This window comes from Zhihengliuella sp. ISTPL4, from assembly GCF_002848265.1.
Taxonomy (GTDB): domain Bacteria; phylum Actinomycetota; class Actinomycetes; order Actinomycetales; family Microbacteriaceae; genus Microbacterium.
Genome location: NZ_CP025422.1, coordinates 2,685,422 through 2,702,229 on the forward strand (window position 1 = coordinate 2,685,422; position 16,808 = coordinate 2,702,229).

Below are 16,808 nucleotides of genomic sequence, written 5' to 3' on the forward strand. Positions count from 1 at the left end.
CGGACCATCATGACGACAGTGGCCGTGCAGAGGCAGGCGCAGCGGCGCCGCTCGCCTCTCGTCGGATACCTGCTGCGGCGGGCCGGGACGTCCCTGCTCCTGTTGGTGGGCGTGACGATCGTCACGTTCGCGCTCACCAACCTGGTGCCGGGAGACCCGGTCTCGGCCGCGCTCGGTGAGGGCGCGTCGCAGAACCCCGCGACGCGTGAGGCGTTCATCAAGGCGAACGGACTCGACCAGCCACTGTTCGTGCAGTACTTCATCTATATGGGGAACCTGCTCCGCGGGGACCTCGGCACGTCGCTGGTGACCGGACGCCCGGTCACCAGCGACCTCGCCACCGCGGTGCCCGCGACGATCGAGATCGCGATCGGCGCGATCATCGTCAGCCTCGCGGTCAGCATCGTGCTCGGCACCCTGGCCGCCTACCGCCGCGGCCTCGTCACCGATCAGGCCATCCGCGTCGTCACGCTCGTCGGGCTCAGCGTCCCGACCTTCTGGCTCGCGCTGGTCAGCTTCTACGTGTTCTTCCTGGAGCTGCGCATCGCCCCGGGCTCCGGACGCATCTCGCCGTCGATCACCCCGCCGCCCCGCGTGACGGGGCTCTACACGGTCGACTACCTCCTCAACGGCGACGCGGTGGGCTTCTTCGACGCCCTCGCGCACCTCGCGCTGCCGGTCATGGTGCTCTCGCTCGTGACCATCGGACTGCTCACCCGCTTCATCCGCACCTCGGTGCTCGAGGTCCTCGGCAGCGACTACGTGCGCGCGGCCCGTGCCAAGGGCCTGCCGGCGATGCGCGTCATCCTCGACTACGTGCTCCGGGGCGCCTCGCTGCCGATCCTCACCGTGGTCGGTGTCGCGTTCGGGGCCCTGCTCTCCGGAACGGTGCTCGTCGAGTCGGTGTTCGCCTGGCCGGGGCTGGGCACGTACGCCTACAACTCCGCCGCCAACCTCGACCTTCCCGGCATCATGGGCGTCGGTCTCGTCGTTGGAGTCATCTACCTCCTCATCAACTTCATCGTGGACCTGCTCTACGGCGTGCTCGACCCGAGAGTGAGGATCGCATGAGCCGCATCGCCGCAGCGACCCCCGCCGGACGCTTCCGCTTCCGCTGGCCGCGTGCCTGGCGCACCCCGCTCGGCATCATCGGCACCGTCATCGCCGGCGCGTGGATCATCGTCGCCTTCACCGCGCAGTGGTGGGTGCCCTACCCGCCGAACGCCCAGGTGCTGCCGCGCCTGCAGCCGCCGGGCATCGACACGATCCTCGGTACCGACGGCAACGGCCGCGACATCTTCTCCCGGTTGATGACCGGCGCGACGGTGAGTCTGCCGCTCGCGCTCATGCTCGTGATCGCCGCCCTCATCATCGGCACCCTCGTCGGTGCGGTCGCCGGGTACTTCGGGCGCGCCGTCGACGAGACGCTCATGCGCATCACCGACCTCTTCATGGCGTTCCCGACCGTGATCCTCGCCATGGTGGTCGCGGCCTCGCTCGGCCCCTCGCTGTTCAACGCCGTCATCGCCGCGATCGTTGTCTCGTGGCCGCAGTACGCCCGCGTCACCCGCAGTATCGTGCTCGGTCTCCGCGGGCAGAACTATGTGATCGCCGGCCGCCTGCTCGGCCACTCGCCGCTGCGCACGCTCTTCGTCGACATCCTGCCGAACATCGCCGGCCCGGTCCTCGTGCTCGCGACGCTCGACATCGGTGCGGCGATCCTGCTCCTCTCGGGACTCTCCTTCCTCGGTCTCGGTGCGCAGCCGCCGACGGCGGAGTGGGGGTCGATGATCTCCGGTGCCATGCAGAACTTCGACGCCTGGTGGCTCGGAGTCTTCCCGGGGCTCGCGATCCTCACCGTGGTGCTGGCGTTCAACTTCCTCGGCGACGCGATGCGCGACGTGCTCGACCCGACCGCCGAGATCACCCACGAGAAGCAGGCGGAGCACACCGCCTCCGCGACGGGGGTACCCGCATGACCGCGCAGAGCACGGCGACGCTGAGCATCCGCGACCTCACGATCGACATCGGCCGTCCGCTCGTCAAGGGCGTGTCCCTGGAGCTCGAACCCGGGCGCATCCAGGGTCTCGCGGGGGAGTCCGGCTCCGGCAAGACGCTCACCTCCCTGGCGGTGCTCGGCCTCCTGCCGCGACAGGCGAAGACCGGCGGCTCGATCCTCCTCACGGGGGAAGAGCTCGTCGGCCGCAACCGCCGGGGGCTCAATCGCATCCGCGGGAAGCGCATCGCGATGGTTTTCCAGGATCCGTCGGCCTCGCTGCACCCGCAGCTGCCGGTCGGCCGACAGCTCACCGACCACATGCGTGCGCACCTCGGCCTCAAGGGCGCGGCTGCGCGCGAACGGGCGGTGGAGCTGCTCGAGACGGTGCAGGTGCCGAACCCGGCCGAGGCGTTGAAGCGGTATCCGCACCAGTTCTCCGGCGGACAGCGGCAGCGCATCGCGATCGCGTGCGCCCTCGCGTGCGATCCGGAGGTGCTCCTCGCGGACGAGCCGACGACCGCCCTCGACGTGACGGTGCAGGCCGGCATCCTGAAGCTCCTGCGCGACCTCGCGACCGAGCGGAACCTCGCCGTCCTGCTCGTGACCCACGATCTGGGCGTGATGAGCGCGATCGCCGACACGGTCGCCGTCATGAAGGACGGGCGCATCGTCGAGCTCGCCGATCGGGAGACGCTGTTCCGCGCGCCGAAGCACGAGTACACCCGTATGCTGCTCGCGGCCCTGCCGGGGTCGCGCATCGACGAGAGCCCCGAGGAGGCCGCGGATGAGTGAGGTCAGCGTCCTCGACGCGCGCGACGTGATGGTGCGGTACCCGGGCACCCCGCCCGTGATCGCGGTGAACGGCGTCTCCTTGAGCGTCGCGGCGGGGGAGACCGTCGCCCTCGTGGGCGAGTCCGGCAGCGGCAAGTCGAGCCTGGCCCGCGCCGTCGTCGGCATCGAGAAGACCGCCGCCGGGACCGTGTCGTTTCGCGGCGCCCCCGTCGCGCCGCTGGGGATCCGTCGTCGTGACACGGCGCTCACGGGCATCCAGATGGTCTTCCAGGACCCGGCGACCTCGCTGAACCCGCGCCGGCGGATCGGCGACCAGATCTCCGACGGCATCGCGACCGCCCGCGCGCGCGGTGCCGCCGGTTCCACCGTGGAGGAGTGGCTGGAGCGGGTCGGACTGCCCGCCGAGGTGCGCACCCGCTTCCCGCATCAGTTCTCCGGCGGCCAGAAGCAGCGCATCGCGATCGCCCGAGCGCTCGCGGCGCGGCCCTCGCTGCTCGTCGCCGACGAGCCCATCTCCGCCCTCGACGCGTCCACCCAGACGAGTGTCGCGGGGCTCATGCGCGATCTCGTGGCCGAGTCCGGCGCGGGGATGCTCTTCATCTCCCACGACCTCGCCGTCGTGCGCCGCATCGCCGACCGCACGTTCGTGATGTTCGGCGGGCGGGTGCTCGAATCGGGGCCGACCGCCGAGCTCTGGGCGGCGCCGCGGCACCCCTACACGCAGGCGCTGCTCGCCGCGATCCCGGAGCCCGACGGCACGGGCCGCATCCCCGATGCCCCCTCTGCCGACGATCGCGCGGTCTGGGCCGAGGTGCCTCCCGTCGCGTATTGACGCCGGATACGGCGAAGGGCCGGAGCGTGCGCTCCGGCCCTTCGCGTGTCTCGTCCGATCAGAGCGGTGCGACGATGTCCTGCTTCACGTCCCACTCCGTGATCTCGAGCGCGACGTCGACCGACTGGCCCTCGATGGTCGCGGAGCTGGTCGAGGCGAGGTTGACGTAGTCCTCGGTGACCTCGAACACGACCTCGACAGGCGTGCCCGCCTGCTCGACGGTGCCGTTCAGGAGGTACACCTTCTGGCCGAGGCGCTCGCCGGTGCCGGTCACGGTGAACTCGCCCGTGATGGCCTTCGCTGTCGCGGCGGGGTCCATCGCGCTGACGTCCTTCGCGGTGGCGCTGAGCCCGGCGATGATCGGGTCGCTCGACGACGGGTCGGCGGTCTGCCAGTCGCTCGACGGCGACTTCACCCAGACGTCGTCGCCGATCGCGACGATCGAGCCCATCGGAGAGAGCGACTCGAGAGCCTTCTCGGACGGGTTGAAGCGCGTGGTGGACTCCATGCCCATCACGACGGTCTTCGCGGAGTAGCCGTCGGTGTCGGTCATGGCCTCGGCGATGCAGGCGCCGAGCGCAGAGCCGTCGACCGTGGCCCCTTCGGTGAGCTCGGGGCAGTCGGTGGTCGGCGCTCCGGCCTCCTGCGACGCGGCTTCGCTCGGCTTCGACTCGGCCGGCTTGTCCGACGCTCCCGCCGAGCATCCGGTGAGCATGACGGCGGCGGCGAGCACGACGCCGACCCCCCACTTGTTGACGCGCATGGCGCCCCCCTCCAGGTCCGTGCCGATGACCGTCACCAGGCACGCCCTCCAGCATGCCAAGGAGCGAGCCGATCCGCGGGAGGCAGCTCCGAGGAAAGTCCGCTAAACTGTCGAGGTTGTCTGCCTTCCGGCACCCACTCGGGCGCCTTCGGCGGGCACGTGCACACACCCTCCTGCTCCCGGGAAAGTCCCGAGAGCCGTTCTAGTCCGAAGGAGGTGGGTAAGTGACGCACCAGTACGAACTCATGGTCATTCTGACCCCCGAGATCGACGAGCGCCAGGTCGCCCCGACGCTCGACAAGTTCCTGAAGGTCATCACCAACGATGGTGGCTCTATCGAGAACGTCGACATCTGGGGCAAGCGCCGTCTCGCCTACGAGATCCAGAAGAAGACCGAGGGCATCTACGCCGTCGTCAACTTCACCGCGACCAGCGCCGCCACGCAGGAGCTCGACCGTCAGCTGAAGCTGAACGAGCAGATCATGCGCACCAAGGTGCTCCGCGCTGAGGAGGCTCAGGCGATGATCGCTTCCGAGGCCAAGCGCTCTGAAGAGAAGGCTGCCCGCAAGGCCGCCAAGGCTGCGAAGGCCTAAGTCTCATGGCCGGCGAAACCGTCATCACCGTGGTGGGCAACCTCACGGCCGACCCCGAGCTGCGCTACACGCAGAACGGGCTGCCGGTGGCGAACTTCACCATCGCATCGACGCCTCGCAACTTCGACCGTGCCGCGAACGAGTGGAAGGACGGCGAAGCGCTGTTCCTCCGCGCCTCGGTGTGGCGTGAGTTCGCCGAGCACGTGGCGGGCTCGCTCACCAAGGGCATGCGCGTGATCGCGCAGGGTCGTCTGCGCCAGCGTTCCTACCAGGACCGCGAGGGCAACCAGCGCACCGCGATCGAGCTGGAGGTCGACGAGATCGGCCCCTCGCTGCGGTACGCGACCGCGCAGGTCACCCGTGCGGCCTCGGGCGGTGGCGGCGGGGGACAGTCCCGTCCCGCGCAGCAGCAGCAGGTGTCGGAGGAGCCGTGGTCCACGCCCGGCTCGTCGACCAGCGCCGACGCCTGGAGCACTCCGGGCAGCTTCGGCGACGACACTCCCTTCTGAAAACACTTCTCTGGCCCTGAGCCGGACCCCTGGGTCCCTGAGCTCGTCGAAGGGCCGTCTCATCACTAAGGAAAAGCAATGGCTGGAAAGTCGAGCGGCGACCGCCGCAAGCCGCGGAAGGGCGCGAAGAACGCCGCCCCCGCGAAGTCCATCCGGGTCGGCGTCATCGATTACAAGGATGTCGCCACCCTCCGCAAGTTCGTCTCGGAGCGCGGCAAGATCCGTGCCCGTCGCATCACCGGTGTGTCGGTGCAGGAGCAGCGTCTGATCGCCACCGCGATCAAGAACGCGCGCGAAATGGCGCTCCTGCCCTACGCTGGCGCCGGCCGGTAAGGGGTACTGAGATGGCAAAGCTGATTCTCACGAACGAGGTCGCCGGGCTGGGTAGCGCCGGTGACGTGGTCGAGGTCAAGAACGGGTACGCCCGCAATTACCTCATCCCCCAGGGCTTCGCCACGGCGTGGACCCGTGGTGGCGAAAAGCAGGTCGCTTCGATCCAGGCCGCGCGTCAGGCACGCGCGATCCACGACCGCGACGAGGCTGTGGCCCTGAAGAACACCCTCGAGGGCACCAAGGTGCGCCTCGCGGTGAAGGCCGGCAAGGAAGGCCGTCTGTTCGGCTCGGTGAAGACCGCCGACGTCGCAGAGGCCGTCACGGCTGCGGGCCTCGGCTCGATCGACAAGCGCAAGGTGCACATCACCACGCCCATCAAGGCGACCGGTGAGCACGAGGCGACCGTGCGTCTGCACGAGGACGTCACTGCCGTCATCACGCTGCAGGTCGTCGCCGCCAAGTAAGGCACCCGACGGGCCTTCGCGCCTGTCGAACGGAACGCCCCCTGTCCTTCGGGACAGGGGGCGTTTCTGCGTCCGGACGAGGTGAGGATCAGGCGACATTTCTCATACGCCGACGCAACATGCTGTGCTGTTGGCTCGATTCCATGGCGACACCACCCCCCTTCCCGACATCCAGAGCGCCCTGGGGCGATGCCGCGAAGGGACTGCTGATCGTCCTCGTGGTGTTCTGGCACGTCGTGCTGAAGACCTACCTGCAGATCGACTGGCGGCTCGGCATCCCCCTTCCCGGAGCCTGGGGTCTCGTGAGCGACCTCATCTGGCCGTTCCTGATGCCGTTGTTCCTGTTCCTGTCCGGGTACTTCGCCTCGGCAGCCTTGGCCCGACCGTGGGCGGCCGTCCTGCGTCCCCGCGTGGCCCGCTTCCTCTACCTGTATCTCCTGTGGAGCCTCCTCCACGCCGCCGCGATGTGGGCGTTCCCGGACTTCCCGACGTTCGTACCGCGGAGCGTCGCCGCGTTCGTGGAAGGGGTGACGATCAGCCCGCCGAACACCTGGTATCTCTACGCTCTCGCGCTGTACTTCGTCGTCGCGAAGGGCCTGCAACGACTGCCCCGCGCAGTGCTGCTGGCTGGTGCCGGCATCCTCACGGTGGTGGTGTCCGCCGGACTGGTCGACGTGGTGAGCAACCGCGGATCGCTCCTCTACAACCTGTTCTTCTTCCTGGGAGGTGCGTATCTCGCGCCGCGCATCCGTCGCTTCACCGCTCGGCCGCGACCCGCACTCGCCGGGGCCCTGATCCTCGGGTACCTCGCCGCCTACGCCGTGATGCGCGTGACGGGCACGGCGACCGTTCCGGGGGTGTGGCCGGCGGTGTCCGTCCTCGGGGTGGCGATGGGACTCGCCGTCGCCCCGCTCCTCGCCGGCCTCCCTCTGATCGGGCGGGGGCTCCGGGCGCTCGGCATCCGGACTCTGCCGATCTACCTCCTGCACATGCCGCTGCTGGCTCTCGCCGACGCCGCTCTCGTGGGCGTGCTGTCCGACGCAGGACAGGCGGTGCAGTTGCTGGCGGCCGTCCTGCTCCCGGTCGTACTCACGGCCGGTCTCGTCGCCGCGTGCATCGGCCTCGAGCACCTCACCGCTCGCGACGGACTCACCTGGCTGTGGGATCTGCCCCGTCGGCGGGCCGCGGTCGACGGCGCGCCCCGCCGAGTCCCCTGGCGGACACCGGTCGCGGTACTGACCCTGCTGGGGGTCGGCATCGCTGTCAGCGCCGCAGCGGCGATCCCCGCCCGCCCAGCCGCGATCGCTGACCGCGCCGCCACCCGCGCGGGAGAAGTCAGCATCGGCGCCGTGGGCGACATCCTGCTGTACGACGCGTCGCGCGGAATCCCGGCGGATCGCGGGCGATCGACCTTCGACGAGGTACGCCCGTGGTTCACCGAGGACCTCGTCACCGGCAATCTGGAGCAGGTGATCGCGGCGGGCACCGGCGTCGACAAGTGCGGCGGGAGCGACCACTGCCTCGCGTTCCGCAGCGAGCCGGATGCCGCTGCGGCGCTGCGCGGCTTCGACGTGCTCAATCAGGCGAACAACCACAGTCACGACTTCGGCCGGAAGGGCGTCGACGAGACGAGGGCCGTTCTGCGCGCGGAGGGCATGGACGCCGTCGGGGACCGGAACGAGGTCGTCGTGACGAGGGTGGGGGAGACCACCGTGGCCCTGGTCGGCTTCGCGCCCTACGGGGGATTCAACCGGATTACCGACCTCCGCCACGTCGGTCAGGTGGTGCCCGCGGCGGCGGAGCAGGCCGATCTCGTGGTCGTCCACGCGCACATGGGCGCCGAGGGACCGGAGGCCGACGCGGTCACCGGCAGGACCGAGTACAGCTTCGGCGAGAACCGCGGTGATCCGCAGGCGTTCGCGCATGCGGCCGTCGACGCCGGGGCCGATCTGGTGGTCGGGCACGGCCCGCACGTCCTCCGGGGTGCGGAGTTCTACCGAGGCCGACTCATCGCCTACAGCCTGGGCAACTTCGCGGGAGGGGGCGTCTTCGGGGTCGAGGAGGAGACCCGCTTCGGCGCCTACCTGTCGGTCCGCCTCCGTGCCGACGGCGCCTTCCTCGATGGAGAAGTCCGGTCCATCCGCGTCGACGCCGAAGGCGGCGCCCCGGCACCCGATCCGACCGGTCGGGCCTCCGCACTGATGGACGAGCGCGGGCGGCGGGACTTCCCGGGCACTGCCGCCGTCATCGACGCTGACGGATCGATCGCCCCGGGCGGATAGGCTGCTGGCCATGACGGATGACGTTCGCAATGTGCACGAGGCCCTTTCCACGATTCGCGAGCACTGGCAGCCGCACCGGCTCACGAGCGTCAACGACTACGACGTCAAGGTGGTGAAGTTGCAGGGCGAGTTCGTCTGGCACACGCATCCCGAGACCGACGAGCTGTTCTTCGTGGTGAGCGGACGCCTGACGATCCAGCTCCGCGACCGCGACGTCATCCTGCATCCGAACGATGTGTTCGTGGTGCCCCGGGGCGTCGAGCACTGCCCGAAAGCCGAGGAAGAGGTGCAGGCGATCCTCTTCGAGCCGAAGGGCACGGTCAACACCGGAGACGCCGGCGGCGATATGACGGCGGAGCTCCAGGAGCTCGGCTAAGCCCCATCACGTCCAATGCGTCCGCAGAGTGGGCGCACGGATGCCCCGCGGTGGGGGACCGCGGGGCATCCGCCGTTTGCGCGGCGGTCACGCTCGGCAGAGGAAGCGCAGCGAGCTGCACCGCACGTGCGGACGCTGCCGCGCACCGGCGGGGGCGAGTCTCCTCCCCCGAGGACATCGCCACCGCCGGGGCTCAGCGCCTACGCCGCGCGACGGCGCAGCAGGCCCGCACCTCCCAGCAGCAGGAGAGCGGCGAGGGCCCACAGCCACGGAGCCGAGGCGCCACCGGTCATCGCGAGGCCGGTCGCCTCACCCGTCGCGGCGGCACCCGCAGCCCACGGCATGCTGGTCATGCCGGCTCCGGTGCTCGGAGTCGTTCCCGGGTTCGTTCCGGGGACGGTGCCCGGGTTCGTGCCAGGGTCGGTCCCCGGGTTCGTGCCAGGGTCGGTGCCGGGGTCCGTTCCCGGGTCGGTGCCCGGATCCGTACCGGGGTCAGTGCCGGGGTCCGTTCCGGGATCGGTCACCGTGCTCTCGCCGACGACGGAGATCGCGTTCCCGCCGATCGTGATGGGAAGCGTCACCGGGAGTTCCAGCTGAGTCCCGCCGAGGATGCTGTCGTCGCCGCCGGTCGTGCTGCCTCCGGTCGCGGGTGCGGTCGGGGACGTGGCACCGCCGGTGGTGCCGGTGACGGTCGCGTCGTCGGTGACGGAGATGGCGTTGCCGGTGACGCCGATGGGGGCGGTCACGGGTGCGACCACCTGGGTGCCGCCGAGGGTGCTGTCGTCGCCGCCGGTGGTGCTGCCGCCGGCCGCGGGTGCGGTCGGGGACGTGGTGCCGCCGGTGGTGACGGTGGCGTCGTCGGTGACGGAGATGGCGTTGCCGGTGACGCCGATGGGGGCGGTCACGGGTGCGACCACCTGGGTGCCGCCGAGGGTGCTGTCGTCGCCGCCGGTGGTGCTCCCGCCGGCCGCGGGTGCGGTCGGAGACGTGGTACCGCCGGTGCTAGACACATCGCTGTCACCGAGGAGCGAGATGGCGTTGCCGCCGACGGTGACGGGGGCCGTCACCGGGGCGACGACCTGCGTGCCGCTGGCGGTGCCGTCCTCGCCCGAGGTGCTCGATCCGGTCGCGGGTGCGGCCGGTGCCGGGCTGGTGCCGCCGGTGGTGCCGGTGGCCTCGCTGTCGCCGAGAAGGGAGATGGCGTTGCCGGTGACGCCGATGGGCGCCGTCACGGGTGCCACGGCCTGCGTGCCGCCGAGGATGCTGTCCTCACCGCCGGTGGTGCTGCCACCGGCCGCGGGTGCGGCAGGGGTGGTGGTGCTGCCGGTGCTGCCGGTGGCCTCGCTGTCGCCCAGGAGTGAGATGGCGTTGCCGCCGACGGTGACCGGGGCGGTCACCGGGGCGACCACCTGGGTGCCGCTGGCCGTGCCGTCCTCGCCCGAAGCGCTCGACCCGGTCGCCGGAGCAGAGGCCGGTGCTGCGGCGCTCCCACCTTCGGCGGCCGTCTCGGAGTCACCGAGCAGCGAGATGGCGTTGTCGGACACGGTCACCGGGGCGTTGACCGCCACGAGAGCCTGGGTGCCCGAGAGCACGCCGTCCAGGCCGCCCGTATCGAGGGAAAGCACCCCGGCCGCGTCAGGGGCCTGGGGAGCCGCGCTCTGGGGAGGAGCGGCGGCCGGGGTGCTGGTCGTGGAGTCTTCGGTGAGGCTGACCGCATTGTCGGTCACCGTGACGGGCAGGTTCACCGTCACGACGGCCTGCGTGCCGGAGGCGGTTCCGTCGTCACCGCTCGTCTGCGGAGCAGGTGCCGGAGCGGGTGCCGGAGCAGGTGCTGGTGCGGGAGCCGGGGCCGGTGCGGGAGCCGGTGACGTCGACGCCGCGTCACCGAGCACCGAGATCGCGTTGTCGACGACCGTGATCGGGGCGGTGATGGGCGCTACGGCCTGGGTGCCGGAGAGGAGTCCGTCGTCTCCGGATGTCTCGGCCGCATTGGCGGCCGTCGCGCCGAGCAGGGTGATCCCGCCGGCGATGAGCGTGCCCCAGAGGACGCGCTTCGCGTAACTACGCATGATGGTTCTCCTGACGTGACTGGTCTGTCTGATGGGATGCACGCGAGGAAGTGCGCGCGCAGCACGGCATCTGTCATCCGGGTGGGATGACGCGACAGGCCGTCAGTCGGGAGAGACGTCGGTGTCGGCGACGGGGGCGCCCGGAAGGGCGTCGTCCGCTGCGCCGGCGGCCCGCTCCCAGGCACGGAGCGGGTTTGCGCCGATCTCGCTGAGGCGAGCGTGGGCGCTGGCGAAGCCTCCGCCGGAGGTGGCGGAGGAAGAAGCAGGGGCGACCGGGGCGCCCGGAGGGGCACCGAACGGCACCGGAGCGGGGTCACCGGCGGGGCTGTGCGCGTCGGTCGCGGGCAGAGTCGCTCCGTTCGCAGAGCCAGTCCGCAGCGCAGACTCGTGTCCTGCGGTCGGAGACGAAGAGCGCTCGGAGGTGAGCGCCGGCGGCACGATGGCGATGTCCGCGCGTGGGATCACGGTGCTCGCAGGGACGGCGTCCACCGGCGTCTGCGGTGCGACCGGGACCTGCGGCGTGAGCACCTCGACGACCGGCGGAACGGTCTCTTCGACGACGCCGCCGATCAGACCGGTCGTGTCATCGACGACGCCGACGACGTTCTCGACGAGGTCGATAGCGCCGGAGTCGACGACGATGCCGCCGAGCAGCGGAAGGTCTCCCACGAAATCGAGCACGGGTGCGGTGACTTCGGAGACCGGGGCGGAGCCGAGGAGATCCGTCACGGGACCGACGACCGCGTCGGCGGTCTCCGACACCGTCTCGAGCACGGGCGCCGCGGTGTCTCCGACGACCGGAACCTGTGTCACCGTTTCGGTCACCGTCTCGACGACCTCGGGAGCGGCCTGCTGCACCGGAGCGGTGACGTGGGTCACGACCGGAGTGACGACCTCATGCACGACGGGTGCGACGACCTCCTGGACCACCGGCGTCGCCACGTGGTTCACCACCGGAGCCACGACGTTGTTCACGACCGGCTTCGTCACGGCGGTGACGGTCTCGGAGACGACCGAGGTGAGGCTGTCGAGCGGACCTTTCGGCTGCTCCTCCGCATGCGCGGAGGTCCCGCCGGTGAGGACGGTCAGCGCCGCCCAGGCGAGCGCGCCGATTCCACCCCAGAGGACGGCGGTGGGTACGCCGCGTCGGGTGGTCCGAGCGTCCACGTCGTCCTCCCCCTCTGAAGGTCAACGTCCAATCGTCACGGGTGTGTCGATGGGAGGCAGAATACTCGTCGACCCCGGCTCTGTCCAGGGGCGTTTACATCCGATTCGTCTCGTGTCAGATCGTGACGCGCCCGGCGGATTTCCGGCTTGACTTTCCCCAGGTTCTACACATGCCCCCTCCGGAGGGGAAACCTTCAACGCGCAATTTAAACTCGTTTTCATCCACAGGCTGGGGAAACGGTTAATCCCAGGTCAGGCGAAAGAAAAAACTTGACTGTTCACACCGTCCACCGGGTTATCCACACCTGTTCTGCACAGACACTCCGAGATTGTCCGCACGCTGTCCACATGGTTATCCACAGGCCGTGTTGCACCGCGTGGAGACCGCTCATAGCGTGGTCGAGCGACCGAATGTCGGAGGCTCCTGCTTGTCTGAGGATGGCCGCCGCGCGGCCGCGGTCCCCGCTCCGACTCATCCGCGGATGCGCGCGCGGGGCCCGCCTCAGAACCGTCGCATCGAAGGGAACACAGTGTCGATCGCCGACATCTCCGAGGAGCGCCTGGGAGGGCAGCGTCCGCCCGAGCGCACCCCTCCGCACGACCTCCTCGCCGAGCAGAGCGCCCTGGGCGGCATGCTCCTGTCGAAGGATGCCGTCGCCGACGTGATCGAGACACTCAAGGGCGCCGACTTCTACATCCCCAAGCACGAACTCATCTTCGAGGCGATCCTCTCGCTCTACTCGCACGGTGAGCCGACCGACGTCGTCGCGGTCACCGACGAGCTGATCAAGACGGGTGAGCTGAACAAGGCCGGCGGCGCCGACTACCTGCACACTCTCACCTCGATCGTCCCGACTGCGGCGAATGCGGGCTACTACGCCGGCATCGTCTCCGAGCGGGCGATCCTCCGCCGCCTCGTCGACGCGGGGACCCGTATCGTCCAGCTCGGTTACGACGGCCAGGGCGACGCGACGGACATCGTCAACAACGCACAGGCCGAGATCTACTCGGTCACCGGCACGGAGACGGCCGAGGACTACGTGCCGCTCACGGTCGCGGTCGACGCCGCCGTCGAGGAGATCGAGGCCGCCAACGGCCGCGACGGCTCCATGACCGGCATCCCCACCGGATTCCGCGAGCTCGACGAGCTGACCAACGGCCTGCACGGCGGGCAGATGATCGTCGTCGCCGCGCGACCCGCGATGGGAAAGTCCACGCTCGCCCTCGACTTCGCCCGCGCGGCCTCGATCGGGCACGACTTCCCCTCGATCTTCTTCTCCCTCGAGATGGGCAAGAGCGAGATCGCGATGCGTCTGCTCAGCGCCGAGGGGGCGATCCCGCTGCAGAACATGCGCAAGGGAACACTCGACCCGCGGGACTGGACGACGGTCGCCGCGACCCGAGGCCGCATCAACGACGCCCCGCTCTACATCGATGACAGCCCGAACATGACGCTCGTCGAGATCCGGGCGAAATGCCGGCGGCTGAAGCAGCGGGCGGGTCTGCGCATGGTCATCATCGACTACCTCCAGCTCATGACATCCGGCAAGCGCGTCGAGTCCCGTCAGCAGGAGGTCTCGGAGTTCTCCCGAAGCCTCAAGCTCATCGCGAAGGAGCTGCAGGTGCCGGTCATCGCGCTGTCGCAGCTGAACCGTGGTCCCGAGCAGCGTCAGGACAAGAAGCCCGCCATCAGCGATCTGCGAGAGTCCGGATCGATCGAGCAGGACGCCGACATGGTCATCCTGCTGCACCGCGACTCGGTCTACGACAAGGACGTTCGTCCCGGCGAGGCCGACCTCATCGTGGCCAAGCACCGTAACGGTCCGACCGCGACCATCACGGTCGCCTTCCAGGGGCACTACTCCCGGTTCGCCGACATGGCGCCTGGCGGCGACTTCAACTGAGCCGCGGCGTCAGCGCCCCGCGTCGGACGCCGACTGCTCGCGGAGGGTCAGCCTCACGTGGCACGAGTGGGCCGTCGTGAACGGGATCACGCGTTCGATCTCCACGGGACCGCCCGCTCTCGCCAGCACCGACTTCATGAGCTCCTCGTGCACCCGGCAGACCACGATCTGGTCGTCGGTCAGCAGCGTGTGGAAGCGGCAGGGGGAGAGGTCGACGGTCATCGCTCTCTCATCGATGTCCGGCTGCAGGCCCACGTCGTCGAGGTGGTGAAACAGCGCGTCGAGCTGATGCGTCGCCGCCTCGGGGAGTCCGGACCGCGTCGCCGGAAGCGCCGCGCGCATGAGGTCCCCATGCCGGATCGCCTCCTGCACCCGCCGTTCCTCGATCTCGTTCGGTTCGTTCGGCAGCACGGGGGAGAAGCGCAGCCGGGGCCGTCCTCGGCGACCCGTGTGTTCCACCTCGGACCGCGCGAGTCCTTCTCCTTCGAGGACGCGGAGGTGATCGCGCAGGGTGTTCACGTGCAGACCCGTGCGGAGGGAGAGCTCGGCGAGCCCGATCCCGGGGGTGTCCATCAAGGCGGCGAGAACCCGCAGCCGACTGCTCTGCATCAGTCCGCGATAGGCGGCGGTAGGACGTGGCATGTTACCCATTATCCCCCCGGGGAAGCCCGACCGAGTGTCCGCGCCAGGGCGGGACGCTCCTCGGCTCTGCTGCTCGGCGGCCTGTGGCTGATGTTCCTCGTCGAGGTGGTCGTCATCCGCCCGATCCTCAATCGGCGCAGCGACCTCGTCATCGCGGGGGAGGAGGCGCCGGGGACCGAGGGCGCCCCCCACGCCGACATCGTGGCCGATGTGACGATGGTGGTGCGGTGCTGCCGCCGCGGTCCTCGCAGGCGACGAACGCCTAAGACGCGTCGGTCGGTGCCGAATCCAGCAGTCGGCGCGCGCTGTCCCGAGCGGTCGCGAACGGCTCCGCGAACGTCCCCATGCCGACGGTGACGATAGCCCCTTCGTAGAGGAGCATGAGCGTCTCGGCGAGCCGGTCAGGGTCCCGGAAGCCGGCCTCGGCGCAGAGGTCCGCGAAGACCGCGAGCAGCCACTCCTTCTCGCGCCGGGCCTCGGCGAGCACGAGCGGGGCGTCCCCAGGGCCGTCGATCTCGGCGCGCGCGTTGATGGCGCTGCATCCCTTCGTGCTGTGGCCGGGCACCCAGGCGATGGCGGCGTCGAAGATCGCGAGCACGCGGGCGGGCCCCGGCTCAGGTACCTGTGCGAGGTGTGCAGCGACATGCTCTCGCCAGCGCGCGTCGCGGTGCTGCAGGTAGGAGACGACGAGGGCTTCCTTGGATCCGAAGCGGTCGTAGAGCGTCTTCTTCGTCACCCCGGCCGCGGCGGCGATGGTGTCGACCCCGACGGCATGGATTCCGCGCTCGTAGAAGAGATCGGAGGCGGCGTCGAGCACGCGGCGCGCTCCGGGGGTCAGCAGCGGGAGCTCCGGCACGGGGATCGACATGCGATGAGTATACCAATCTGTATAGTGAGGGCATGAGTAAACAGATCGGTATACTCTCGGCGACTCTCACGGTGGGCGCCGCGGCGGCTTTCGTGCTCACCTGGAGCTCGGGCTTCCTCATTCCGGCCGTCGCCACGACCGACGTCGACCCGCTCACGCTCCTCGTCTGGCGGTTCGCTCCCTTGGGGCTCCTGCTCGTCGGCGTGACCGCGGTGTCCGGGGCGGCGAAGGGGATGACGCGGCGCGAACTCGGCGTCCAGGTCGTCATCGGGTCTCTCGCGCAGTTCGGATACTGCGCCGCCGTGTACGCGGCCGTCGCCGCCGGGATCGCCACCGGCACCGTCGCGCTGATCGACGCCGTCCAGCCGCTGCTCATCGCTGTCCTGGTCGGCCCGGTGCTCGGTCTCCGGGTACGTGGCGCTCAGGTGGCGGGGCTCGTGATCGGAGCGGTGGGCGTGCTCCTCGTCGTGCACTCGCAGTTCGGCGCCGGCTCGGCCCCGCTCGCCGCCTACCTCCTTCCGGCGGCGGCCATGGTGTGCCTCGTCATCGGCACCCTCGTGCAGCGGCGCACGGCCGTGCGCACGGGGGTGCTGCTCACCCTGACCATCCACGTGAGCGTGACCGCCGCGCTGCTCCTCCTCATCGGAGCGCTCTCGGGGGCGTTGATCCCGCCGGCTCGAGGGTCGTTCTGGCTCGCCGTGGTTCTCACCGCCGTGTTCCCCACGCTCGCAGCGTATGGGCTGTACTGGTGGTTGCTGCGCCGGGTCGGGATCACTGCCCTGCAGGCCCTGCTTTTCCTCGTCGCCCCGGTGACCGCGATCGGCGGGGCGCTGCTGCTCGGCGAACCGCTCACGGCGGTGACGCTCGGAGGCTTCGTGCTCTGCGGTGCGGGGGTGACCGCCGTGCTCGTGAGCGAGGCGCGGAACTGGAGCGCGGAGACGGCGGACGGGTCCGCGACACCAAGTCAGGGCCGGACGCGGACCGCCCGGCCCTCGAAGGCCACCACGTCGCCGTCGCGGAGCTGACGCCCGCGGCGCCGGTCCACCTCGCCGTTCACGGTGACGTAGCCGTCGATGATGACCTCTTTCGCATCACCGCCCGAATCGAGCAGCCCCGCGAACTTGAGGAACTGTCCCAGGCGGATGACCTCGCCGCCGATGGAGACCTCGTCGATCGGATCGGAGTTCGTCATCCTTGCATGCTAGCCGTCGGCGC

18 protein-coding genes are annotated in these 16,808 nt (G+C 69.9%); 12 read left to right on the plus strand and 6 right to left on the minus strand.

Annotation, left to right across the window (positions count from 1 at the left end; translation table 11 throughout):
- Window positions 1-9 precede the first annotated feature (9 nt).
- The 4 genes from CYL12_RS12790 to CYL12_RS12805 are packed head-to-tail and all read left to right on the plus strand — an operon-like array spanning window position 10 to window position 3,623.
- Window positions 10-1,071 (plus strand): ABC transporter permease, encoded by a 1,062-nt coding sequence (locus CYL12_RS12790; protein ID WP_101847931.1) that lies wholly within the window; start codon window positions 10-12, stop codon window positions 1,069-1,071.
- Window positions 1,068-1,979 carry an ABC transporter permease gene (locus tag CYL12_RS12795; RefSeq protein WP_025102819.1) on the plus strand — a complete coding sequence of 304 codons (912 nt, stop codon included), beginning with the start codon at window positions 1,068-1,070 and terminating at the stop codon, window positions 1,977-1,979. The genes CYL12_RS12790 and CYL12_RS12795 overlap by 4 nt, the downstream gene beginning before the upstream one ends.
- Window positions 1,976-2,791: an ABC transporter ATP-binding protein gene (locus tag CYL12_RS12800; RefSeq protein WP_101847932.1), complete on the plus strand. Its 816-nt coding sequence runs from the start codon at window positions 1,976-1,978 to the stop codon at window positions 2,789-2,791. Before CYL12_RS12795 ends, CYL12_RS12800 begins: the two co-directional genes overlap by 4 nt.
- A complete protein-coding gene (locus tag CYL12_RS12805) occupies window positions 2,784-3,623 on the plus strand; it encodes an ABC transporter ATP-binding protein (protein ID WP_101847933.1) in 840 nt (279 codons plus the stop codon). Before CYL12_RS12800 ends, CYL12_RS12805 begins: the two co-directional genes overlap by 8 nt.
- Before the next feature lie 58 nt (window positions 3,624-3,681).
- Here the strand turns inward: CYL12_RS12805 and CYL12_RS12810 are convergent, their stop codons facing one another.
- Entirely contained in the window at window positions 3,682-4,386 is a 705-nt protein-coding gene (locus tag CYL12_RS12810) for a hypothetical protein (protein WP_101848800.1), read from the minus strand.
- Between the two features lie 224 nt (window positions 4,387-4,610).
- Here CYL12_RS12810 and rpsF point away from each other — a divergent pair, with 224 nt between their 5' ends.
- From rpsF to CYL12_RS12840, 6 genes are all read left to right on the plus strand, one after another.
- On the plus strand, window positions 4,611-4,979 hold the full coding sequence (gene rpsF / locus CYL12_RS12815; RefSeq protein WP_021201450.1) for a 30S ribosomal protein S6: 369 nt from the start codon (window positions 4,611-4,613) through the stop codon (window positions 4,977-4,979).
- A gap of 5 nt (window positions 4,980-4,984) precedes the next feature.
- Window positions 4,985-5,488 (plus strand): single-stranded DNA-binding protein, encoded by a 504-nt coding sequence (locus CYL12_RS12820; protein WP_025102815.1) that lies wholly within the window; start codon window positions 4,985-4,987, stop codon window positions 5,486-5,488.
- 78 nt (window positions 5,489-5,566) lie between these two features.
- Window positions 5,567-5,821 (plus strand): 30S ribosomal protein S18, encoded by a 255-nt coding sequence (gene rpsR / locus CYL12_RS12825; RefSeq protein ID WP_017203799.1) that lies wholly within the window; start codon window positions 5,567-5,569, stop codon window positions 5,819-5,821.
- Between the two features lie 11 nt (window positions 5,822-5,832).
- Window positions 5,833-6,285, plus strand: coding sequence for a 50S ribosomal protein L9 (gene rplI, locus CYL12_RS12830; protein ID WP_101847934.1), 453 nt, complete (start codon window positions 5,833-5,835; stop codon window positions 6,283-6,285).
- 143 nt (window positions 6,286-6,428) lie between these two features.
- Entirely contained in the window at window positions 6,429-8,567 is a 2,139-nt protein-coding gene (locus CYL12_RS12835) for a CapA family protein (protein ID WP_158297181.1), read from the plus strand.
- Window positions 8,568-8,577: 10 nt separating this feature from the next.
- Window positions 8,578-8,943 carry a cupin domain-containing protein gene (locus CYL12_RS12840; protein ID WP_101847936.1) on the plus strand — a complete coding sequence of 122 codons (366 nt, stop codon included), beginning with the start codon at window positions 8,578-8,580 and terminating at the stop codon, window positions 8,941-8,943.
- Window positions 8,944-9,143: 200 nt separating this feature from the next.
- On the opposite strand, the gene CYL12_RS12845 is transcribed toward CYL12_RS12840, so the two are convergent.
- Together CYL12_RS12845 and CYL12_RS12850 are read right to left on the minus strand one after the other, a co-directional pair.
- The gene (locus CYL12_RS12845; RefSeq protein WP_101847937.1) at window positions 9,144-11,012 is read right to left on the minus strand and encodes a beta strand repeat-containing protein; all 1,869 of its coding nucleotides are present in this window, start codon (window positions 11,010-11,012) and stop codon (window positions 9,144-9,146) included.
- Window positions 11,013-11,114: 102 nt separating this feature from the next.
- The gene (locus CYL12_RS12850) at window positions 11,115-12,179 is read right to left on the minus strand and encodes a hypothetical protein (protein WP_101847938.1); all 1,065 of its coding nucleotides are present in this window, start codon (window positions 12,177-12,179) and stop codon (window positions 11,115-11,117) included.
- Window positions 12,180-12,709: 530 nt separating this feature from the next.
- On the opposite strand from CYL12_RS12850, the gene dnaB reads away from it, so the two are divergent.
- On the plus strand, window positions 12,710-14,083 hold the full coding sequence (gene dnaB, locus CYL12_RS12855; protein WP_101847939.1) for a replicative DNA helicase: 1,374 nt from the start codon (window positions 12,710-12,712) through the stop codon (window positions 14,081-14,083).
- Window positions 14,084-14,092: 9 nt separating this feature from the next.
- Here the strand turns inward: dnaB and CYL12_RS12860 are convergent, their stop codons facing one another.
- Entirely contained in the window at window positions 14,093-14,725 is a 633-nt protein-coding gene (locus CYL12_RS12860) for a helix-turn-helix domain-containing protein (protein ID WP_158297182.1), read from the minus strand.
- A 262-nt stretch (window positions 14,726-14,987) separates the two neighbouring features.
- The gene (locus CYL12_RS12865) at window positions 14,988-15,593 is read right to left on the minus strand and encodes a TetR/AcrR family transcriptional regulator (protein WP_101847941.1); all 606 of its coding nucleotides are present in this window, start codon (window positions 15,591-15,593) and stop codon (window positions 14,988-14,990) included.
- A 32-nt stretch (window positions 15,594-15,625) separates the two neighbouring features.
- On the opposite strand from CYL12_RS12865, the gene CYL12_RS12870 reads away from it, so the two are divergent.
- A complete protein-coding gene (locus CYL12_RS12870; RefSeq protein ID WP_101847942.1) occupies window positions 15,626-16,618 on the plus strand; it encodes a DMT family transporter in 993 nt (330 codons plus the stop codon).
- Here the strand turns inward: CYL12_RS12870 and CYL12_RS12875 are convergent.
- Window positions 16,558-16,785, minus strand: coding sequence for an RNA-binding S4 domain-containing protein (locus CYL12_RS12875; RefSeq protein WP_101847943.1), 228 nt, complete (start codon window positions 16,783-16,785; stop codon window positions 16,558-16,560). The two genes, CYL12_RS12870 and CYL12_RS12875, sit on opposite strands and share 61 nt — an antisense overlap.
- Window positions 16,786-16,808 lie beyond the last annotated feature (23 nt).